Source organism: Alcanivorax sp. HI0044 (assembly GCF_001634945.1).
Genome location: NZ_LWEZ01000369.1, coordinates 1 through 21,202, shown reverse-complemented (window position 1 = coordinate 21,202; position 21,202 = coordinate 1). Strand labels below are relative to the sequence as shown.

The 21,202-nt window shown below is 59.6% G+C and carries 14 protein-coding genes; 12 read left to right on the top strand and 2 right to left on the bottom strand.

Annotation, left to right across the window (positions count from 1 at the left end):
• Positions 1–183: 183 nt before the first annotated feature.
• Positions 184–495, bottom strand: coding sequence for a cell division protein ZapA (locus A3730_RS04535; protein ID WP_063521025.1), 312 nt, complete (start codon positions 493–495; stop codon positions 184–186).
• Between the two features lie 51 nt (positions 496–546).
• A complete protein-coding gene (locus A3730_RS04530; RefSeq protein WP_063521026.1) occupies positions 547–759 on the bottom strand; it encodes a TIGR02449 family protein in 213 nt (70 codons plus the stop codon).
• Positions 760–993: 234 nt separating this feature from the next.
• On the opposite strand from A3730_RS04530, the gene A3730_RS04525 reads away from it, so the two are divergent.
• From A3730_RS04525 to A3730_RS04470, 12 genes are all read left to right on the top strand, one after another.
• Entirely contained in the window at positions 994–1,584 is a 591-nt protein-coding gene (locus A3730_RS04525) for a UPF0149 family protein (protein WP_063521027.1), read from the top strand.
• Between the two features lie 74 nt (positions 1,585–1,658).
• Positions 1,659–2,975, top strand: coding sequence for a Xaa-Pro aminopeptidase (gene pepP, locus A3730_RS04520; RefSeq protein ID WP_082872260.1), 1,317 nt, complete (start codon positions 1,659–1,661; stop codon positions 2,973–2,975).
• A 193-nt stretch (positions 2,976–3,168) separates the two neighbouring features.
• A complete protein-coding gene (locus A3730_RS04515; RefSeq protein ID WP_063537584.1) occupies positions 3,169–4,341 on the top strand; it encodes an FAD-dependent monooxygenase in 1,173 nt (390 codons plus the stop codon).
• A gap of 209 nt (positions 4,342–4,550) precedes the next feature.
• A complete protein-coding gene (locus tag A3730_RS04510) occupies positions 4,551–5,816 on the top strand; it encodes a UbiH/UbiF/VisC/COQ6 family ubiquinone biosynthesis hydroxylase (RefSeq protein ID WP_063520027.1) in 1,266 nt (421 codons plus the stop codon).
• Positions 5,817–5,912: 96 nt separating this feature from the next.
• Positions 5,913–6,887 (top strand): extracellular solute-binding protein, encoded by a 975-nt coding sequence (locus A3730_RS04505; protein ID WP_231880617.1) that lies wholly within the window; start codon positions 5,913–5,915, stop codon positions 6,885–6,887.
• A 3-nt stretch (positions 6,888–6,890) separates the two neighbouring features.
• Positions 6,891–8,465, top strand: a complete 1,575-nt coding sequence (locus A3730_RS04500; protein WP_082872258.1) for an iron ABC transporter permease — start codon at positions 6,891–6,893, stop codon at positions 8,463–8,465.
• 447 nt (positions 8,466–8,912) lie between these two features.
• Positions 8,913–10,277 (top strand): outer membrane protein transport protein, encoded by a 1,365-nt coding sequence (locus A3730_RS04495; RefSeq protein ID WP_063520026.1) that lies wholly within the window; start codon positions 8,913–8,915, stop codon positions 10,275–10,277.
• A gap of 6 nt (positions 10,278–10,283) precedes the next feature.
• Positions 10,284–13,454: an Ig-like domain-containing protein gene (locus A3730_RS04490; RefSeq protein WP_082872257.1), complete on the top strand. Its 3,171-nt coding sequence runs from the start codon at positions 10,284–10,286 to the stop codon at positions 13,452–13,454.
• Between the two features lie 356 nt (positions 13,455–13,810).
• Entirely contained in the window at positions 13,811–15,166 is a 1,356-nt protein-coding gene (locus A3730_RS04485; RefSeq protein ID WP_063519501.1) for an outer membrane protein transport protein, read from the top strand.
• Positions 15,167–15,178: 12 nt separating this feature from the next.
• On the top strand, positions 15,179–18,433 hold the full coding sequence (locus A3730_RS04480) for an Ig-like domain-containing protein (RefSeq protein ID WP_063519502.1): 3,255 nt from the start codon (positions 15,179–15,181) through the stop codon (positions 18,431–18,433).
• A 310-nt stretch (positions 18,434–18,743) separates the two neighbouring features.
• On the top strand, positions 18,744–20,102 hold the full coding sequence (locus A3730_RS04475; protein ID WP_063519503.1) for an OmpP1/FadL family transporter: 1,359 nt from the start codon (positions 18,744–18,746) through the stop codon (positions 20,100–20,102).
• Positions 20,103–20,120: 18 nt separating this feature from the next.
• Positions 20,121–21,202, top strand: a 1,082-nt coding sequence (locus A3730_RS04470; protein ID WP_197477287.1) for an Ig-like domain-containing protein, incomplete at its 3' end; no start/stop codon positions are given.

Below are 21,202 nucleotides of genomic sequence, written 5' to 3'. Positions count from 1 at the left end.
TGTAACTGTTCTCCGCCTCGCCTGTAGGAGCACCTCTTGCAGGTGCGAACCCCGTGTAAGCGCGTAAATCGCTGGTGGCTCGATGGGGTTCTCTGAGCGCGTGTCGTTAGCTGTTTCTGTGTGGTCTCGTTATGCTCGGTTCGCACCTGCAAGAGGTGCTCCTACAGGCGAGGCGGAGAACAGTTACAGCTTCCGGCGGGCGTCTTCGAAGGCCTGGATTTCCTCTTCCAGGCGGCCGAGCAGGGCCTGCACGCGGGCTTCGCTTTCAGAATCCTGGGAGACGCTCTGGCGGGCGCGGAGCAGTTCGTGGCTCATGTTCAGAGCGGTCATGATGGCAATGCGCTCCAGGCCGATCACATTGGCATCGCGGACTTCGCGCATCTGTTCGTCCAGGTAACGGGCGGCCGCCAGCAGGTTGTCCTGTTCCCCGGCGGGGCAGGCGACGCGATACTCCTTGTCCAGTAGATGAATTACCAGGGAGTTTTCGTTAGACATTCCGGATTACACCGCATTGGCTGTGAGTCAGAGTCAGGCAGGAGACCACGCTCAGGATTCCTGCTCGAGAGATTTCAGACGCGAGATGATGGCCTCGACTTTATTGCGGGCGGCATCATTTTTTTTCAGTAACTGGGCCCGTTCTTCCACCAGTTTGCTCTCGCGATCATGCAAGGCCTGGTTCTCTTGACGCAACCGCGCGCTGATGCGCAGCAGGTCATCGACTCGGGCTTCCAGTTGCCTCAGTTGTTGTTCCGTCGTCATGGCAAAATGGTCGCTGTTCGCCTAAGGTAGCTCCCCTGCACCTTACCGGTATTTTCCGGTGATGGCGCCCCCACCCGGATTGCAGGCTTTTTGTACTATAGGTGTGGGGTCTGTAAGGGTCAATGAAATTCAAGTGTGATAGCCACTTAGCACACACTTCTCAGGTAATCCCCAACTCTGCTTCCCGGGGCCGCCGCGCCAGCGGATCACCGGCTGTTGAAAACGGAAAGACGCATGTCCAACGATATTGATTTTGAGGTTCTCGTCCAGGGGCTGGCTGCGGCCGGCGTAAAGCATTCTCCCAGTGAACTGCAGGGGGTGATTGCCGGCCTGCTGGCCACCGGCCACGGCGGCCACAATGAGGAACTGCTTGGGGTGCTGGCTGCCCACGTGGATATGCCGGAGGGCTTTGGTGCCGAGATGAATGGCGCCCTGCTGGCGGTGCGAGACCAGTTGCACGGCGGTTACCAGGGAACCGGTCTGGAGCTGAACCTGCTGTTGCCGGGAGATGAGGAAGACCTTGGCTTGCGGGTGGCCGCGCTGGCCCAGTGGAGTGAAGGCTTCCTGGTGGGCTTTGGCACCGGCTCGGCCAACACCCACGACAAGGACCTGTCACCCGGCGTGCAGGAAGCACTGTCGGACCTGGCGGCAATTAGCCAGGTGGCTACGCCGGATGATGACGGCGACGCCGAGGAAGACATGTTCGAGCAGGTGGCCGAGCACTGCCGTATGTCTGCCCTGATGATTTACACTGAGCTGGTCATGCGCCATCAGGGCAAACCAGAGTCGGCGCCAGCGGATAAAACACCGCCAACCCGCCATTAATGGGGATCAGGCGTTTGGTTTGTTGCGTGAGTTGCGTGAAGCGTGCCGCCTGTTGCGTTATTTAAGGAGTCGTTTTGAGTATCAGCCGCCAGGAGTTTGCCCGTCGTCGTCAGGAGCTGATGACCATCATGGGGCCCAACAGCATTGCCATTCTGCCTGCCGCCCCGGAGCGCACTCGCAACCGGGACGTGGAGTACCCGTACCGGCAGAACAGCGATTTCTGGTACCTCACCGGTTTCGCCGAACCGGAAGCGGTGATGGTGCTGCTGCCGGGGCGCGAGTATGGTGAGTATGTGCTGTTCTGCCGCGACCGTGATCGCACCATGGAAATCTGGAACGGCTACCGCGCCGGGCCGGAAGGCGCGGTGTCTGAATACGATGCGGACGATGCATTCCCGATCAGCGATATTGATGAAATTCTGCCGGGGCTGATCGAAGGCAGTGAGCGGGTCTACTACGACCTGGGGCACGACAGTGAATTCGATCGGCGCCTGATGGGCTGGGTCAACAGCATCCGCGAACGGGTGCGCAGTGGCGCGCACCCGCCCGGCGAATTCGTGGCGCTGGCCCACCATCTGCACGACCTGCGGCTGTTCAAGTCTGCGGCGGAAAGCAAACTCATGCGCAAGGCGGCCAGCATTTCTGCCGGCGCCCACGTGCGCGCCATGCAGTCGGTGAAGCCAGGGATGATGGAATACCAGCTGGAAGCGGAATACATCCACGAATTCATGCGCCACGGTTCGCGCAGTCCCGCCTACCCGAGCATTGTCGGTGGCGGCGCCAACAGCTGCATTCTTCATTACATCGAAAACACCGGAAAGCTGAAAGCCGGAGATCTGGTGCTGGTGGATGCCGGTTGCGAGCTGGAACACTATGCATCCGATATTACCCGCACTTTCCCGGTGAGCGGCACATTCAGCAAGCCACAGCAGGCGCTGTATGAGCTGGTGCTGGCCAGCCAGTATGCGGCCATCGAAGCTACCCACCCGGACAACCACTGGAACGTGCCCCACGAGCAGGTGGTGAATATCCTTACTCAGGGGCTGATCGACCTGGGCCTGTTGAAAGGGGAATTCAACGAGCTGGTGGAAACCGAAGGCTACCGACAATTCTTTATGCATCGCACCGGCCATTGGCTGGGGCTGGATGTGCATGATGTGGGTGATTACCGCATTCAGGAACAATGGCGCCAGCTGGAGCCGGGCATGGCGCTGACCGTGGAGCCGGGGCTGTATGTGGCGCCGGATGACACCACAGTGGACGAGCAATGGCGGGGTATTGGCATCCGTATCGAGGATGATGTGCTGGTCACCAAAACCGGCTGCGAAGTGCTTAGTCACGAAGTGCCGAAGGACGTGGCGGATATCGAAAAGATAATGAAGGGTAGTTGAAAGTTTAAAGTTGAAAAGCGCGAGAGGGGGGTTGCCTTTGAGTGTCTGTGCCCGCGCCATTACCGGGGAACGCGGGCACGACATTACACACATCGACAACTGGATTCGCGTTTAAACTTTACACTTTGAACTTTCAACGCTTTGCATGATTCGCGCCTCAAGTGGCGCTCCTACAGTGAAAATGGACGTTGGAATGACGCAACAACCTTTGGTGATTGTTGGCGGTGGTATGGCCGGGGCCTTGCTGGCGCTGTTGTTGCGTCGTCACGGTGCCGCCCGGGTAATGCTGATCGAAAGCCATCCGCTGTCCCTGCCAGACGCTCCCCCCCTGACTCCCAGCTTTGATGCCCGCAGTACCGCCTTGTCCGCGGGGACGTTGGCGGTACTGGATGATCTGGGTCTGGGCCATGCCGTTCGAGAGCACGCGGCGGCTATCGGTACGGTGCATGTGTCGCGACAATCCCGCCTTGGTATAACGCGCATGTCCGCCGCAGAAGAAGGGGTAGAGCAGCTGGGTGCCGTGGTGGAAAACCGCTGGCTGGGGTTTGTGTTGCTCGGGGCCTTGTTTGCGGATGAGGGCATTGAAGTGCGGGCGCCGGATACCTTGTCGGGTATTCGCCGGCAGGAGGGCGGTTACCAAATCACTCTGGCCAGTGGCGAGGTGGTGGAAACGCCGCTGTTGATCGCCGCCGACGGCGCCCGGTCCAAGACCCGGGAGTGGCTCGGCATTAGCGCCCGTGACCACGACACTGGTCACGATGCGTTGATCGCTAACCTGTCCCTGAAAGAGCCCCACAAGGGAATCGCCTGCGAACGCTTTCTGAATGACGGCCCACTGGCCCTGTTGCCGCTGCCCGACCAGCGCATGGCGCTTGTGTGGACCGGCCCGCGGGCGCAGGTGGACCAGTGGATGGCGTTGGCGGACGACGAAGCACTGGCGCAGCTGCAAGGTCGTTGCCCGGCAGAGGCGCCACGGCTTTGTGGTATCGGTGAACGCCAGCGCTACCCGCTGATCCTCACCGAGGCCTGTGCCCAGGTGGTGCCCCATGGCGTGGTGGTCGGTAATGCCGCTCACACCCTGCATCCGGTAGCCGGGCAGGGCTTTAATCTGGCGGTGCGGGATCTGCTGGCGCTGGCGCAGACCGTAGGCGGCAATGCCGACCCCGGTAGCCTGGCGACCCTGCAGGCCTACGCACAAAAACGGGAAAAGGATCAGGCCCTGATCAGTCAGGCATCCCGCTGGGTACCGGAACTGTTCCGGGTGCAGCAACCGCTGTTTGCGCACAGTCGCCAGTTGGGGTTGGTGGCCATGGATATTCTGCCCGGGCTGCGTAGTGGTTTTGCGAAACGGGCCATGGGGCTTTAAGAGCAGCTGAAAGTTCAAAGTTTAAAGTTGAAAAGCGCGTGCAAGGGGTTCCCGGTACCCGAAGTCCGAACCCGCGTTCAGCGCGAAACACCTTCCGTTCAGCGTGGCGCCAAACCCGTCTCGCGTTTGAACTTTACACTTTAAACGTTCGCGGCTGGTTGAATAGTACTGACGGTGGAGAGGGCATTTCCGTCCTTTGGGTGAAGTATATGACTGGCAGTAACGAACAACACATCCTCATCGTTGGCGGTGGCATGACCGGTGGGTTGCTGGCGGTGCTGCTGGCAGAGCAGGGATTGACGGTGACCGTGCTGGACGGTGCCCCTGCCCCGGCCCTGCCGCAGGGCAAGGCGCAGTTGCGGGTGTCCACGCTTACCGAAGCCAGCCATTGGCTGCTGCGCAATACCGGGGTGTGGGATTATCTGGATGCGTCGCGGGTGCAGCCCTACAGTGCCATGCAGGTGTGGGACCAGGATGGCACTGGCGAGGTGCTGTTTCAGGCTGAAGACGTAGGCGCCGAGAGCCTGGGCTGGTTGCTGGAAAACGGCCACCTGGCCGCCGCGTTGTACCAGAAAGCAGCTACCTTGCCGACGCTGGACTGGCAGTGCGGCGTGCAGGTGGATGCCCTGCGCCGTGATGCCGACACCGGGCAATGGGCGGTGCGCAGTGGCGATACCCTCTGGCAGGCAGACCTGCTGGTGGGGGCCGACGGTGCCCGTTCGCAGGTGCGCGAACAGGCGGGTATCAGTGGTGGTCCGCGCGACAGTGGCCATCATGCATTGGTGGCGACCATCGCCACTGCGCAGGCCCATGGCGCCTGTGCCCGGCAGGTCTTTATGGAAAGCGGGCCGCTGGCGTTGTTGCCGTTATTCTCGGACGCGGAGCAAGGGGGCCAGCGGCAATGTTCCATCGTCTGGTCTGGCTGGCCGGAACGGATTGCGGAACTGCGCGAGAAAGATGCGGTCTCTTTCGCGGCAGAGTTGCAGGCCGCCGTGGGCGACGCCCTGGGGCCGGTGACCCTGCTCAGCGAGCGGGCGGTATTTCCGATTCAGGAACGTCACGCCAGTCAGTATGTGGCGGCTGGCCTGGCGCTGGTGGGCGATGCGGCCCACGTGATACACCCATTGGCCGGACAGGGTGTGAACCTGGGGTTGCTGGATGCGGCGGTGTTGGCAGAAGAAATCGCGCGGGCCAGTGAGCAGGGGCGCGGCTGTGCCGACCCGGCTGCCCTGGCGCGTTATCAGCGCCGCCGCCGCGGTGAGAACCTGCTGATGCAGAATGCCATGCGCGGCTTTCAGTCCCTGTTCGAGCAGCGTGCCATGCCGGTGCGTTGGTTGCGTAACACTGGTATGCGCTGGGTGAATCAGGCCGGCCCGGTGAAAGTTTTTTTTGCCCGTCAGGCCATGGGGCGAACCACGGATTTGCCGGCCCGGGCAAAACCACCAGCGTTTGGCGCTAGAGCTGGCTCGCGTTAGCTGCCATACTGGCGGAAATTAAGAATCATTCTTGTTTGCGAATAATTGGAGCGAATGGATATGCGCGTGTTTGGCATCTTAGTTGGCGCCTTGGTAATGGCGTCTGGTCTGTGGGGGTGTTCCGAACCGACCGCCGATGAAGAACTGGTGGTGTATACCTCCCGCAACGATCACCTGATCAAGCCGGTGTTCGATGCCTACACCGAGGCCACCGGTGTGCGTATCCGCTACATCACCGACAATGCCTCGGCCCTCACCGCCCGTCTGCAGGCCGAGGGTGAGCGCTCTCCGGCGGATATGCTGATCACCGTGGACGCCGGCAACCTGTGGAATGCGGCAGAAAAAGGCCTGCTCAGCCCGGTGGAATCCGTGGTGCTGAAAAACAATGTGCCCGATGCGCTCACCGACCCGAAAAAGCAATGGTACGGCTTGACCGTGCGCGCCCGCACACTGGTGTATTCCAAGGACCGGTTGCAGCCCAGTGAGCTGTCCACCTACGAAGACCTGGCCGACCCGAAATGGAAAGGGCGCTTGTGCTTGCGCACCTCCAAGAAGGTCTACAACCAGTCGCTGGTGGCGACCATGATTGAGCGCCTGGGCGAAGAAAAGGCCGAGGAAATCGTGCGTGGCTGGGTGGCCAACCTGGCCACGGATGTGTTCTCCAACGACACCGCCTTGATGGAAGCCATCGTTGCCGGCCAATGTGATGTGGGCATTGTTAATACCTACTACTACGGCCGCATGAAGCGCGATAACCCGCAGCTGCCGCTGGGGCTGTTCTGGGCCAACCAGGAGAGCAGTGGCGTGCACGTGAACATTTCCGGTGCCGGCATCACGACGCACGCACCGCACCCGGAGAAAGCCAAAGCCCTGCTGGAATGGATGACCCAGCCCGCCGCCCAGCAGCTGCTGGCCGACCGCAACCTGGAATACCCGGTAAATGCGTCGGTGACTCCCCCGGAAGAAGTGCGCTCCTGGGGCGAGTTCAAGTCTGATGATCTGAACGTGAGTGTGGCCGGTGCTCTCCAGGTGGAGGCGGTGAAACTGATGGACCGTGCCGGATACCGCTAACCGGTGATTCGGCGCGGCGCGTTTTCGTTCAGTGGGGCCAGCGTGATTGCGCTGGCCCTGTTGGTCGTGGTGCCCATTCTGGTGCTGCTCGCTGCCTGGCGACAGCAGGAATGGGCGACCTGGCAGCACCTGATGGACACGGTGCTGTTGCGCCTGATCGGCAACACGGTATTCCTGATGATCGGCGTGGCCATTGGCGTGTCGCTGCTGGGCATCACCCTGGCCTGGTGTGTGGCCACCCTGGATTTTCCCGGTCGTCGCTGGCTGCAATGGGCGTTACTGCTGCCCATGGCCATGCCCGCCTATGTACTGGCGTTCGTGCTGGTGGATCTGCTCGACTATGCCGGGCCGATCCAGACCCAGATGCGCAGCTGGTGGAATGCCTTCCCCGGCTTCAGCGCCCGCCACCCCCTGTGGGTGGTGGTGACCCTCTCGCTGGTGCTTTACCCCTATGTGTACATGCTGGCGCGGCTGGCCTTTCAGGCCCAGGGCCGTGCCGTGCTGGAGCAGGCGCGGATTCTTGGCGACGGCCCGGTCCGCGCCTTCTTCAAGGTGGCGTTGCCCATGGCGCGGCCGGGCATTGCCGCCGGGTTGGCGCTGGCGCTGATGGAAACCCTGGCGGACTTCGGGGCGGTGTCGGTATTCAACTTCGATACCTTTACTACTGCCATTTATAAAAGCTGGTATGGCCTGTTCAACTTGCAGGCGGCGGCGCAACTGGCGTCGCTGTTGTTGTTGTTTGTGCTGGTCTCCCTGTGGCTGGAACGCCGTGGTCGGCGCCGTGCCCGTTTCAGCGAACTGGGAGGGCGGCAGGTCATGCGCGTGCGACCACGTTGTGCCTGGCTGATCTCCGCCTTCGCCTTTGCGGTGCTGTTCATGGCCTTTTTGCTGCCGGTGTGTCGCCTGTTGTACTGGGTGGTAGCCACGGGCATCGACGGGCTGGATAGCCGCTTCTTCAGTTTGATTTGGCGCACCTTCCTGCTGGGCGCCATGGCTGCCTCGCTGGTGCTGGTGCTGGCCAGCTGGCTGGCCTGGGTCAAGCGCCACCAGCCGTCGCGGGCGGTGTCCGGTTCGGTGCAGTTGGCTACGCTGGGTTATGCATTGCCCGGCTCGGTGCTGGCGGTGGGCATCATGGTCAGCTTCAGCGCAGCGGAAGCCCGGCTGGACCAGTGGGGTTTGGCGATCCCGCTTGTGGGCGGGTTGGCGGCGCTGATTCTGGCCTATGTGGTGCGTTTTCTGGCGGTGGCCTTCGGCCCGGTGGAAAACGCGTTGCAACAGGTGCGCCCCAGTTTGGTGGAAGCGGCCCGCACCCTGGGCGCAACCGCTTCGGAGGTGGGGCGCCGGGTGTACCTGCCGATGATGCTGCCGGGGCTGTTTACGGCCTTGCTTCTGGTGGGCATCGATGTGATGAAGGAAATGCCCGCCACCCTCTTGTTGCGCCCCTTTGGCTGGGATACCCTGGCAGTGCGTATCTATGAGCTTACCGCCGAAGGGGAGTGGCAACGCGCCGCTGCCCCGTCACTGACTCTGGTGTTGCTGGGGCTGGTGCCTGTCATGGTGTTAAGTCGTCGCCGCTAATAGCGCGGCTTTTGCAGAAACATTCACAAAGCTGTCTGCCATTCTGCCCAGCGTGTGCCTCTCCGCCTTGGCGGTACCGCGCTCGGTTATCTTCCCTGTTTGTGCCGCGGTTCCTGCGGTCTCGTCGTCAGGTTAACAGTCGTGCAATCCGCTCCATGTTTTTCGTGGGTAATGGCTGCTCATCGGGGTAAAGATGCGGCTTTTCAGGCGTTTTGTACGAAGAAAGACGTATTTTGAATGTAATTCATATGTTTGCTTTTGTGTATATATGTAAACACTGTGATTTTTTGAGACATTGTCGTGATTAAACGCGCTCAATTGTTGGCACGATGGTATCAATAATATTGAGCAAAAAACTGCTCAGCACAACGATCAGGTGCGCCTGAATTTGCGTACCGCCAAATAATAACAACGGCCCCGCTTCGGGCGCGTCTTGTGGAGAGCTTCATGACAATACGGAAATTACTTCCTGCCGTTCTGGCGGGAATTGGCGCTGTGTCTGTGTCACCGGTAATGGCCAGCATGGGAAACATCGGCACCACCTACGGGGTGCTGCCCTCCGACCTGGCCTCCGCCCAGGCCTTGTCCATGTTCAATAGCCAGGTATCCGCGACTTATTACAACCCGGCTTATCTGGCCAAGGACAGCCGCGGTGAGCTGACCACCGGCCTGTTGCACGCGGACCATGAGCTGCGTGCCCGTTCTGTCGGTGGTGGGGCCGCCCCGCTTCGCGATGGCGATATTCTCCAGGATTCACCGTCCCAGCAGGTATTGCTGGGCATGAAGACCGACCTCACTTCCCTGACCCAGTATGACCATCCCCTGTACTTGGGTTTTATGCTCGGCGTGGAAAAATACGGCGAGGAAATGCTGGCGTTTAATTCGCAGACTTCCACCTCCGGCCAGTATTTTGAATACGGTCGCCAGCCGCTGTTTCTGAATCTGGGCGGCGGGACACAAATCTGGCGTGGCCTGGATATGGGGCTGTCCGCACGGATTACCCTGCATTCGGAAGCGGAGCTGGTCGCCACGTCCACACTGGCTGGGGAAACCAGCTACGAAACCCTGAATGTGTCGGCCAAACCCTCCATCCGGCCGATCTTCGGTCTCAACATGGACTGGGGCGAAAGCTTCTGCAGTGAAGGTGATAACTGCTGGTTCAACGGGCTGGAAACCGCGTTCAGTTACCGTGGTTACTCCAACACCAACACCACGGTGGATTCCACCATCACTATCCCCGGCACCGTGCTGGACCCGGGCATCAACCTGGCGATTACCACCATCGATTCCTATCAGCCGAATATCTATGCCGCCGGTCTGGCCTATGGCCGGGAGCGCTGGCGCGTTGGGGTAACCCTGGAAATGCAGGAATGGTCGCGCCTGGAAGAAGAGCTGGAAGGCGATACCATCAAGGACCAGGCCGTGAACACCGGCGGCGCGCCTTACGAGCTGCGCTTCAAGGATATTGTGGTGCCGCGTATCGGTGGCGAATTCAATATCAACGACACCTACAAGCTAACCGGCGGTGTGGCGTTCAGTGAATCGCCGCTGGATTCCAACGCATCACTGGAAGTGAACTACCTGGATGCGGACAAGATGATTCTGGGGCTGGGCCTCACCGCGGAATACAAGTCTGTCCCGGTGCTGGCTTACCCGGTGCGTTTTGATCTGGCCTACCAGTATCAACAGCTCGACCCGCGAGAGTTCGATCTGTACGACCGCCGTTCCCCGAGCTTTCCGCAATCCTACGAAACCGTGGAAGCGGAAGGCGATGTGCATGTTTTCTCCGGCTCCATCACCCTCAAATTCTAGGAGTTAATGGCGATGAAATTAAAAGCGCTATCTCTGGCTACGGCAGCCGCATTGCTGGCTGCCTGTGGCGGTGAGGCCGGTGACGAGCCCACCCTGGAAAACTGGCAGACCGGTGAGGTCTATTACAGTTTCCCCTACGACGGTCAGCAGGATCTGGCACCGAAGACGCCGCTGTCGATCCGGTTTTCCCACCCGGTCACGGTGGATGCCAGTCACTTTACGTTACTGGAATGTGCCCAGCTGGACGGGGATTGCCCTGATACCGGCAATAACCAGGTGGCCCTGCAGGCGCCGCAGTCAGTGGATGAGGGCATGGGGGTCATGCTGCAGCCGCATGCGCCGCTGCAAACCCATACCCGTTACCGGTTGGTACTGAATGGCATAGAAACGGAAAACGGCTCCCCGGTGTTCCCGGATGGTGGCCTGGACTTCGTTACCCGGCTGTCCAGCGATGGGCCTGTGTCCAGCCGCATGGCCTCCCCGGATCTGGCGGTGCGTAATGTGATCCCGGATGGTGAACAGCTGCCATTCATGGATTTTTCCACTCTGCGGGTGCGTTTTAACCAGATGCTGGATGCCGGCACCCTGGTGTATGGCGACTCCGTGACGCTGGAAGGCAGTGATGGCCTGGTGCCCGCGGCCCTGCTGGTAAAAGGTAATGCGGTCACGGTGGACCCGCTGGAAGACCTGACGCCGGGCGAGAGCTACACCTTGTCGTTCAGTACCTCGGTGCGTGGTGAGTCCGAGGACAGCCTCACCGGTGGTTTCGAGAAAACTTGGACAGCAAAAGACTCCAACCCCCGCGCCACCCTGGTGCAGGAAGTGGTTAGTGCCACCGACCAGGCGGACGATCCCTGTAATGCGGACGGCGCGCTGGTCGCCAAGCTCACCGGTGCCACCATGAACTGTGTGCCGGTGCAGTCCACCTTGTTGGGCAGCAAGGATGCCACCATGCAAGGTGGCGATGTGTTTGCCGAACTGGCGTTCCTGCCCAACTACCCGGACGTATCGCCGCTGCGAATTCCTCGCAACAGCCTGCTTAGCGGTAGCAACATTGAAGTGAGAGTGGCCGGTGAAGTGAAGGCAGGTATCGAGACCGGCGCCATTGCCGTGACTTTCCTGTCTGATGCCTCCGGCTACCTGATGCCCAACCCCTACAGCGATGCCCACGAAGCGCCGAAACAGGTGAAGCTGTACATGGACGTGTCCATGACGGCGGAAAATCCGGAAGCCAACGGCGCGCTGAGCCAGATGCTGATGCACGTGGAATTGAACGGCATGGCGCTGGTGAAGGACGGCCGCATGGAAATTGATGCGGTGGGTATCGTGGAACCCAAGGTGTTGGGACAGGAAACCGCCTTCGGCCTGCTCAGTTTCCACATGAAATCCTACGAGGATCAGGAAAACGCCCCTGAGCCGGTGCCGGATATGACCGCCCCGGTACTGCAATCCATGGTGCCCGCCGTGGATGACAATGGCATGGCCATGAGTGCACGCCCGGGCGATGCGGTGATTCTGAACTTCAGTGAACCACTGGACAACGCCAGCCTGCATGCCGGCACCAGCTTTGGCCTGCAGCACAACGGCAGTTACGTGGACACCGACTGGTATCTGGACGGTGCCAGCCTGGTGATGCGACCGGCTGAGCCGCTGGCCTTTGGTGAAAGTTATACCGCCGTGGTGGATGGCAGCGTGACGGATCTGGCTGGTAATGCAGTCAACCCGGTGAGTCAGAGTTTCGAGTTGGCGGCCCTTGTCGGTGATCTGCCGCCGCCCCGTGTGCTGACGACCTATCCAGGCTTCCCCTGTGCCAGTGACAAGGAGCACTGGGAAATCGAGTTCGGCAACCACGGTTTTTGTCAGGGTGGCAAAACCGAAGATGACCGTAACCCGGTTTCCCACCTGCCGGCAGACCGGGCTATCCGGATTAATTTCACCCGCGATATCGCTCCTGATTCCGTGGTCTTTGACAACAGCGCCGCCTGTGATGTGGGCAGCTTCCGGGTCGAGAAAGTGGAATTGAACCCGGCGACGGGTACGCCGATGCGTTATGACGATGGCGACAAGCGTAAATATCGCTGTGAAGCCGGCGTCACCGGTTCACTGGACGTGGGTACGCGCAGCCTGGTCTTTACCCCGGATGAGCCCTGGGAAGAAGGGGTGTATTACCGTTATGCCTTGCAGAGTGTGAATGCCACCAGCGGGCAATTACCGGATGATTGCACCTCCGGCGAAGCCATTTGCTCGACTGATGGCAAACGTTTGCAGACTGCCATGTTGCGTGCCCCCGCCGATGATATGGGCGGCCCGGATATAGAGAATCACTTTATCGGTGCGGCGCCCACGGCATCGGTGTTCCAGCCCCTGAAAAACCTGCCCACCGCTGACCTGAATGGCAATGGCCGTTTTGATAATGGTGAGCCGGGTTACGAGGGTGGCGAGCCGGGAGCCAACACTACCGCGTTGATCATTGATACCAGCAAGGGAGATGGTGGCAGTGAAGGGGGAGTGTCTGACCCTTCTCTGGTTTGTGATTTGCCGGAACAGTGCGGAATTCATGTGGTTGGGGGGCTTAACTCCGAAGTGATGGGCGCTGATGCGCAGCCCTATGATGACCCGTCGACGCCGGAGGTTGAAGCCTGGCCAGCCGTGAAGGTGTGGCTGTATCCAACGATGATTCAGGCGTCTTCGGTTACCCTGAAAGTGAAAATTCTGGGAATTGCGGAGAGTGATACACCCACTGAATCCCAGTTCATGCGTATGCGCTACAACTGCGTTGCCTGGCCTGAAGACGCGGATAATTTCTGTGGCAAGAAAAAACCGGATGGCAGCTTTGTCTATGATAGCTGGGAGCGTCAGGGGCTGATTCCCGGTCTGATCGTGCAAACCCCGAACGGGCCGGAGTTCCGTGCCGATGTGAGGCTCTATCTGGATGCCCCTTACATGCACATTTTGCTCGATGGTTCTCATAACCAGCATAGTTACCCGCTGACCATGAAATTGGCCGGGCCGGTGACCTTCTTGCCGGATGGACGAATGGTGATTGAACAATTGAACAGTAACGATATCGCAGTGGACGTAAACTTGTCCGTGCTGATCCTGAGCCCGAAAATCTACCTGAAGATTCCGGCGGGTGGCGTCAAGCTCCAGTACCTGGGCGAGCCCATCAAGCAATAACCGGTGTTTGTGTTTTTACAACCGGCCTTCGGGCCGGTTTTTTTATGCCTGCTGTGCAGGCGGGTTGGGCGCCGTAACGGGCCCGTTACCTTTCCTGCCCGGTAAAGGAGGCTTTCGTCTGCCGCTTCCCGTTACAGATCCATAACACTTCGCAGCATATCCCACCCCCGCGCGTACCTTTCTCAACCAATCCCAACCTTTTCTCAACGGCTCTAGCACGGGCGTTTTGTTTTACTTATTGCATATACACAGGGGGGAATAGCGAGAGGCTGCATAGCCTTCACGTGTTGTTCTCCCAGCGCCTGAGACGGTAAACCTTGGGCGAAAAACCGAATAACAAACGCCGGAGACGCGCTATGACAACCAAGAAACTGTCCCAATGGGGGGCGGCTGCAATCATTTCTACTGCATTATCGGCCCCTGCTTATGCTGCCATGGGCAATACAGCCAGCACCTATGGTTTGCTGCCTACGGATGTGGGGACCGCGCAAGCGCTTTCCATGTTCAACACCCAGGCGTCCGCGTTGTACTACAACCCGGCCTACCTGACCCAGGACCCTCGTGGTGAGCTGACCTTGGGGCTGCTGCACGGTGAGCAAGAGCTTCGGGCGGTGAGTCAGGGCAATCCCAGTGGCGGCGCCCCGGCGGTTATTCGTGACGGCGATGTGCTTAACGATACCGATTCCCAGCAGACCATCATCGCCCTGAAAACCGATCTCACCGATCTGACCCAGTTTGGGCATCCCATCTATTTCGCCATTATCGCCGGCGTGGAAAAATACGGTGAAGAAATGCTGGCTTTCAAATCCGAAAATTCCCGGGAAGGGCAGTTTTTCAACTACGGTCGCCAGCCATTGTTCCTGAATCTGGGTGGCGGCATCGAGCTGGCCAACGGGATTACCTCCGGGGCCTCTGCGCATATCTCCCTGCGCTCCGATGCCAAGTTGGTGGCCAGCGCAAATCTGGCCGGCGAAACCCAGTACGAAGAATTGAACGTGACCGCCAAGCCGGTGATTCGTCCGGTGCTGTCGCTCAACTTCGAATGGGATGAAGTGTTTTGCGGCAAGGAAGATTGCGGTATCTGGACCGGCCTGGAAACCGCCTTCGCGTTTCGTGGCCACACCGAAGCGCGCACCTCGGTGGAATCCAACCTGACCATCCCCGGTACCGTGATTGACCCGGGTATTACCGTACTCATCGACACCATCGATTCCTATCAGCCGGATATTTTCAGTGCCGGTATTCTTTATCACTTTAGTGACAACTTCCGCGCGGCGGTGACGGTTGAGCAACAGAACTGGAAAGACCTGGAAGATGAACTGGCCCGTGACACCGTGAAAGATCAGGCCTTTGCGACCTTCAAGGATATCGTGGTGCCCCGCGTGGGCGCAGAGTGGACGGTCAATGAGCACCTGATTCTGTCTGCGGGTGTGGCGTATCAGGAAAGCCCGCTGGAAAGTATTCAGACTCCGGACGTGAACTACCTGGATAGCGACAAGATTATTGCTGGCGTGGGTAGCTCCCTGATCATTCAAGATCCGCCGATTCTGGCCTACCCGCTGCGCCTGGACTTTGGTTACCAATTCCAGAAACTGGAAGAGCGTGATTTCGAGCTGACCACCACCCGCCCCGGTGTGGCCAACCCCTATGAAGTCGTGACAGCTGATGGCGATGTTCATGTGTTTTCCGGCTCCATCACGCTGAAGTTCTAACGGAGGTGCCCCATGAAAAATAACAAACTGGCTCTCACTGCACTGGCGGCCGCACTGGTCGCCGGTTGCGGCGGCAGCGACGATAGCGTGAGCTTCAATACCCCGACCTTTGACGCTCGCAATCTGCATTACACCTACCCGCTGGATAATCAGCAGCAGGTCGCGCCGCGTGCCATCATTGCCCTGCAGTTCAGCCATGAAGTGACGGCGGATGCCAGCAACTTCACCATGACGGGCCCGGATGATGAAGCGGTACCGTTTACCCTGGAATCCGTGGCCGATGGCCGAGGTGTGGTGCTGACACCGGACGATGTCCTGAAGCCGGCGTCGGACTACAAGGTGGTAATGAATGGCGTCACCGTGCTGGGTGAAACCACCACCTTCAAAGACGGCACCCTGAATTTCACCACCCGTGCGGCGCTGGAAGGTCCGATTGAGACCCAGAAGACCGCTGCCAGCTTTGAAGTGGAATCCATCTTCCCGGATGACGGGCAATTCAAGAGCATGGATTTCTCTTCGTTCCGTCTGCGCACCACCCATCCCATTGATTCTTCTTCCGTTGTCTACGGCGACACCATCAGCCTGATGAACAATGGCGAGGTTGTGCCCGCCTTGCTGCTGGTCGGTCGGACTACCATCACCGTGGATCCGCTGGAAGACATGACGCCTGGTGATACCTATGAGCTGAGTGTCAACGGTGTGAAGAGTCAGCTGGGCGAAGACATTGCCGACTATTCGCATTCCACTGTGCCCCAGGACACCACCTCGCCCACTACCGGTGAGCGTGCGGTGCTGGTGACCAATGTGCCGCCGGCGGATGATTCTCTGGGGTGTCTGGATGACGGCGTACGCTTGTCGGAACTGACCGGCCAGCCGATCAACTGTGTGCCGGTGATTGGCACCTTGCTGCAGGACAAGACGGTGTCCAAGCAGTCCGGTGACGTTTACGCCGAACTGGCTTTTGCGCCTAAGTTTCCCGACGTGACCCCGCTGCGGGTAAAGCGCGGCGGGATCCTGAAAGGGGATGCGCTGGAAGTCTTTATCGGCGGCGAAGTGCCGGTGGGATTCGACTCCGGTGAAGTGACCGTGGAAATCATCTCCGATGCCACCGGTTACCTGTTCCCCAACCCCAATGCGGAAAGTGACGACGCGCCCAAGCAGCTGCGGCTGTTTATGGACGTGGCCACGTCCACCGCCGATGCCCGTGCCAATGGCGCCTTTACCCAGAACCTGATGCACCTGGAACTGGTGGGCACCGGCCTGATTGAAGATGGCCAGCTCAACACCGATGCCATTACCATTGTGGAGCCGCGGGTACTGGGCGTGGATAACGCCTATGGTGTGCTCAGCTTCCGCATGGAGTCTTATCAAGATCAGGAGAACGCGCCTCTCAAGCCTTTCGATACGGTAAGTCCTTTTGTGCCTGTTCTCGACGGCGACAATGGCATGGAGCTGTCCTGGCAGCCCGGAAATGTGGCCGACCGCATGGAGCCTGGTGACCCCATCATCATCCATTTCAATGAAGTCCTGGAGAAGGAAACCATTGTTGCCGGTGAGAGCTTGATGCTCACCAAAGGTGGGGCGCAAGAACCGTTCAGCTGGAAGCTGGATGGCAGTGCCTTGATCATCACTCCGGATGCCCCGGTGGAATATGGTGTGGAGTACGTAATTACCACCACCCCGGATATTACGGATCTGGAAGGTAACCCCTTGCAGATGCTGGATACCCTGGAAGGGGATAACAGCCTGGACTTCAGCCTGCCGGAGTATGTGGTCAATGATCCGGACGATGTGCGCAGAGGCCCATTCGCAGCCACCGTCTACCCGGGCTTCCCCTGTGCCAGCAGTAATGCCAGCCAGGCCGAGATTGATGCCGGCACCCAAGGCGTGTGCATCTCCTCCAACGAGGAAAGTGCGCAAGTGGAAGTGGATGAACTGCCGATTGTGGATCTGCCCGCAAACCGCTCCATTCGTGTGCGTTTTTCCCAGAACATGGATCCGGCAACCATCCTCCTCGGCGATACCTTCCTGGTGCAAAAAGACGAAGGCGGCAGCTGGGTCGACGTGGAGGGTGAACTGGTGCTGGACCCACGCGCGCTGACGTTCACACCAGAGCAAGCCTGGGAAGAGGGTGCTCTGTACCGTTATGTGATGACATCCAATGGCGGTGGCACCGGTTGTGCGGGTATGTGTTCGGTGGATGGTCTGCCGCTGCAGACAGCGCTGTTGCTTGGGGCTGGCCAGAAAGAAGGGGGCCCGGACATGGAGATTCTGTTCCAAGGCGGGCCGGCGGCGACCACCGTGTTCCAGGAACTGGCCAACCTGCCCAGTGCCGATGTGAACAATAACTTCCAGATCGATTCCGGTGAGCCGGTTGTCAGCGGTGACGTGATTGACCCCGCCGACACGCCGGCCAATGCCACCATGATTCTGCCCCGCGATGGCGGCGGCACAGGTCTGGTGACCAGCGCCAATACCGGTTGTGGTTTTGAAGGGGCGCCGCCCTATGGCCCGGAAGACCAGAGCCAGTGTGACAGTAACCGGATCATGTATGTGACGGGCTTGCTGAACACCGAAATTCTGGACTTCGATGCCGAGCAACAAGGTGTGCCCGTGGTGATCTACCCGACCACTGTGGCACTGACCAATCTGGATGCCACGGCGGTGGTCGGGCTGGATCTGAATGTGACCGATGGGGGCAGTACCCTGGATGCGATCCCGGTACTGGGGCCGATCCTGACCGGCATCCTTGATGTCACCCTCAGCACCCTGGACGATGCGCTCAATGCGCTGGCCGGGGAATTCGGCGGCGATGGCGTGCTCAACAGCCTGCTGGAAGTGGTAGGCGATGTGGGCCTGGTGCCGATTGAGACCGCCACCGGCCCGAACATCATGCGTGTTCGCTACGAGCCCGAGGACCCCAATGACCCGAACAGTCCACGCACGGTCCCGCCGGTGGGCTACATCGTGGAAACGCCGGACGGCCCGGTGTTCCGGATCCAGTTTGACCTGCTGTTCGATGCCCCGGCCCTGAGCCTGCCGCTGGGTCTGGAGCACAACGTCAAAGGGCTGCCCATCGACAATGTGGATCTGGAAGGGCCGCTGGACTTCCTGCCTGATGGCCGCCTGTTCATTGGTCTGCAGAACCTGGAATCCAAGAACGTGGATCTGGAGATCAGTCTTGCTGGCCTGGAAGGCGGGCAGGTGAACCTGATCATTCCGCCGGGTGGCATCAACCTGAGCTACCAGAGCGCGTCTATCCAGTAATTCTGGCCGCGTTTCTGCCTTGCGCTGCGCCCCGCTTGTCGGGGCGTAGTTATTTCTGCCGCCGTTCGTCGACAATTCCCTCTAAGGCGCCTCAGATGGCACGGCCGTGCCCGAACTCGTCAGCGAATACCCTGTCTACCTCGTCACTGTTTAAAAGAATTTTACGGTTTGCCGTCGTGATTGACGCCAAATAGCGCTTTCTACCTATGTGAGTAACTGTTCACTTTTGCATAGGGTGGGCTCCCCCCGTCGCCTCCCTCGGCGACAAACAACGTAAAAGCAACAAGAAAACAGTGTAGGAGTACAACAAATGACTGTGTCTTTTTCGGGACGTGTCGCCGCCGTAGCCGGTGGTGTGTTGGTGCAATCTGTTGCCTTGGCGAGCATGGGTAATATCGGCACAACGTATGGCGTGTTGCCCTCGGATATTGCCTCCGCACAGGCGCTCAGCCTCTTCAATGATCAGGTGTCCGCCACTTACTACAACCCGGCGGCGCTGGCCAAAGACCCCCGTGGCGAACTGACCGCAGGCCTGATGCATGCCGAACATGAATTGCGCGCCAAAAGCCTGGGCGGTGCCGATGCGCCAATCCGTAACGGTGATGTGCTGCAGGACTCGCCCTCCCAGCATATGTTGTTGGGCATGAAAACCGACCTGACTTCACTCACCCAATACAACCACCCGATTTATTTTGGCCTGATGCTGGGGGTGGAAAAATACGGCGAGGAAATGCTGGCGTTTGATTCCTCCACGTCCCAGCAGGGCCAGTATTTTGAGTACGGTCGCCAGCCCCTGTTCCTGAACCTGGGTGGCGCTACCCAGCTGTGGCGAGGCATCGATGTGGGCGCCACGGCGCGGATTACCCTGCATGCCGCCGCAGATCTGTCCGCTACCACAGACCTGGCCGGCAACACCCAGTACGAAGAACTGGATGTCTCCGCCAAACCGTCCATTCGGCCGATTTTCGGTATCAACATGGACTGGGGCGAAACCTTCTGTGGTGAAGGCGATGATTGCTGGTTCAACGGTTTGGAAACCGCCTTTTCCTATCGTGGCTATTCCAACACCAAAACCGAAGTGAACGCCAACGCGGTGATTCCCGGGGTGATTCCCAACCCGGGCCTGATGCTCAACATCAACACCCTGGATTCCTACCAGCCGAACATTCTCGCCGGTGGTGTGCAGTACCAGTCAGGCCGCTGGCGTACCGGTGTGACTATCGAATGGCAGGAATGGTCTGCCCTGGAAGACGAATTCGATAATGACACCATCAAGGACCAGACCGTTAGCGGGCAACCTGGCCAGCTGGAATTCCAGGACGTGATTATCCCGCGCATCGGCACCCAGTTCCGGCTGAATGAGAATTTCTCATTCACCGGGGGGGTGGCTTACAGCGAATCACCACTGGAATCCAATGCGTCGGTGGATGTGAACTACCTGGATACGGATAAATGGATCATCGGCCTCGGCGTCACCGCGGAATACAAGAAAACCCGTATTCTCGCTTTCCCGGTCCGTTTTGATCTGGCCTACCAGCACCAGATCCTCGAAGACCGCACCTTCGACATTTACGACACCCAGTCCGCCGTCTACCCGCAGCCCAGCGAGCAGGTGGAAGCCAGCGGTGAGGTGAATGTGATCAGCGGCTCCATCACCCTGAAATTTTAAGCCCGGGAGGCAAACACAATGATGCGAACGAGCGTACTTTTCGCCACCGCACTGGTGCTGACCGCCTGCGGTGGTGGTGGCAGTGAACAGACCGTGGATTACAGCGGCCGCAACAGCGGGCAGGTGTTCTACAGCTACCCGGCGGACCAGCAAACCCAGATATCGGTGCATGCGCCACTGGTGGTGCAGTTTTCCGAGGCGCCGGGCCTGGTGCTGTCGGACATTACCCTTACCGGCCCGGACGGTGCCGTTGATGTGGACATGAGCGAAGCCGATCAGGGGCGCTCCGTGGTGATCACGCCGCGCGTGCCGTTGGCCTTCAACAGCGACTATACCCTGAGCCTGAACGGCATCGACCTGGACGGTTTCAGTGACGGCACCCTGAACTTCACCACCGGCTCCGCCGGCACGGGGCCGCAGGACCAGCAGCAGAACGCGGATGAGCTGGTGATCAGCCGGCAAATGCCGTCGGGTGGCGACGACCAGCCCTTCATGGACTTCTCCACCGTTCACCTGCAATTCTCGCAGCCACTGGATCGCACCACCGTGGATAACACCACGGTCAGCCTTAACGATGCCGGCGGCAACCCGGTGGCGGCCACCTTATTGGTGAGCGGCACACGACTGACCCTGGACCCGCAGGAGGATCTGGCCCCGGGCAGCGATTACACCCTGGAACTGGACGCCGCCCTGACCAGTAAAGCCGGCGTGGCCTACAGCGGGGAAAACAGCATCACCTTGACCCCGCAGGATTCCACCCCACGGGAAACCCTGGTGCTGGAAGCCATGGCCGCAGATCCTACCAAGGATTGTGGCGAGGACGGTGTCATGCTGTCGCCGCTCAGTGGCGAGCCGATCAACTGCGTGCCGCTGATTGCCAAACTGTTGGGTGACACCACCGTTTCCAAACTGTCCGGCAATGTGTTTGCCGAGCTGGGCTTCGTGCCCAATTACCCGGATGCCACGCCGCTGCGTATCAGCAAGGGCTCGCTGCTTAGCGGGGAGCCACTGGAAGTACTGATTGGCGGCCAGCTGCCGGCGGGGTTTGATTCCGGTGATGTCACTGTCAGCTTCCTGTCCGATGCCTCCGGCTATTTGTC

Bases quoted from the DNA above. Each gene is read 5' to 3' on its own strand.
- A3730_RS04535 (WP_063521025.1), bottom strand. From the start codon at position 495: ATGTCTAACGAAAACTCCCTGGTAATTCATCTACTGGACAAGGAGTAT.
- A3730_RS04530 (WP_063521026.1), bottom strand. From the start codon at position 759: ATGACGACGGAACAACAACTGAGGCAACTGGAAGCCCGAGTCGATGAC.
- A3730_RS04525 (WP_063521027.1), top strand. From the start codon at position 994: ATGTCCAACGATATTGATTTTGAGGTTCTCGTCCAGGGGCTGGCTGCG.
- A3730_RS04515 (WP_063537584.1), top strand. From the start codon at position 3,169: ATGACGCAACAACCTTTGGTGATTGTTGGCGGTGGTATGGCCGGGGCC.
- A3730_RS04510 (WP_063520027.1), top strand. From the start codon at position 4,551: ATGACTGGCAGTAACGAACAACACATCCTCATCGTTGGCGGTGGCATG.
- A3730_RS04505 (WP_231880617.1), top strand. From the start codon at position 5,913: ATGGCGTCTGGTCTGTGGGGGTGTTCCGAACCGACCGCCGATGAAGAA.
- A3730_RS04495 (WP_063520026.1), top strand. From the start codon at position 8,913: ATGACAATACGGAAATTACTTCCTGCCGTTCTGGCGGGAATTGGCGCT.
- A3730_RS04490 (WP_082872257.1), top strand. From the start codon at position 10,284: ATGGCGATGAAATTAAAAGCGCTATCTCTGGCTACGGCAGCCGCATTG.
- A3730_RS04485 (WP_063519501.1), top strand. From the start codon at position 13,811: ATGACAACCAAGAAACTGTCCCAATGGGGGGCGGCTGCAATCATTTCT.
- A3730_RS04480 (WP_063519502.1), top strand. From the start codon at position 15,179: ATGAAAAATAACAAACTGGCTCTCACTGCACTGGCGGCCGCACTGGTC.
- A3730_RS04475 (WP_063519503.1), top strand. From the start codon at position 18,744: ATGACTGTGTCTTTTTCGGGACGTGTCGCCGCCGTAGCCGGTGGTGTG.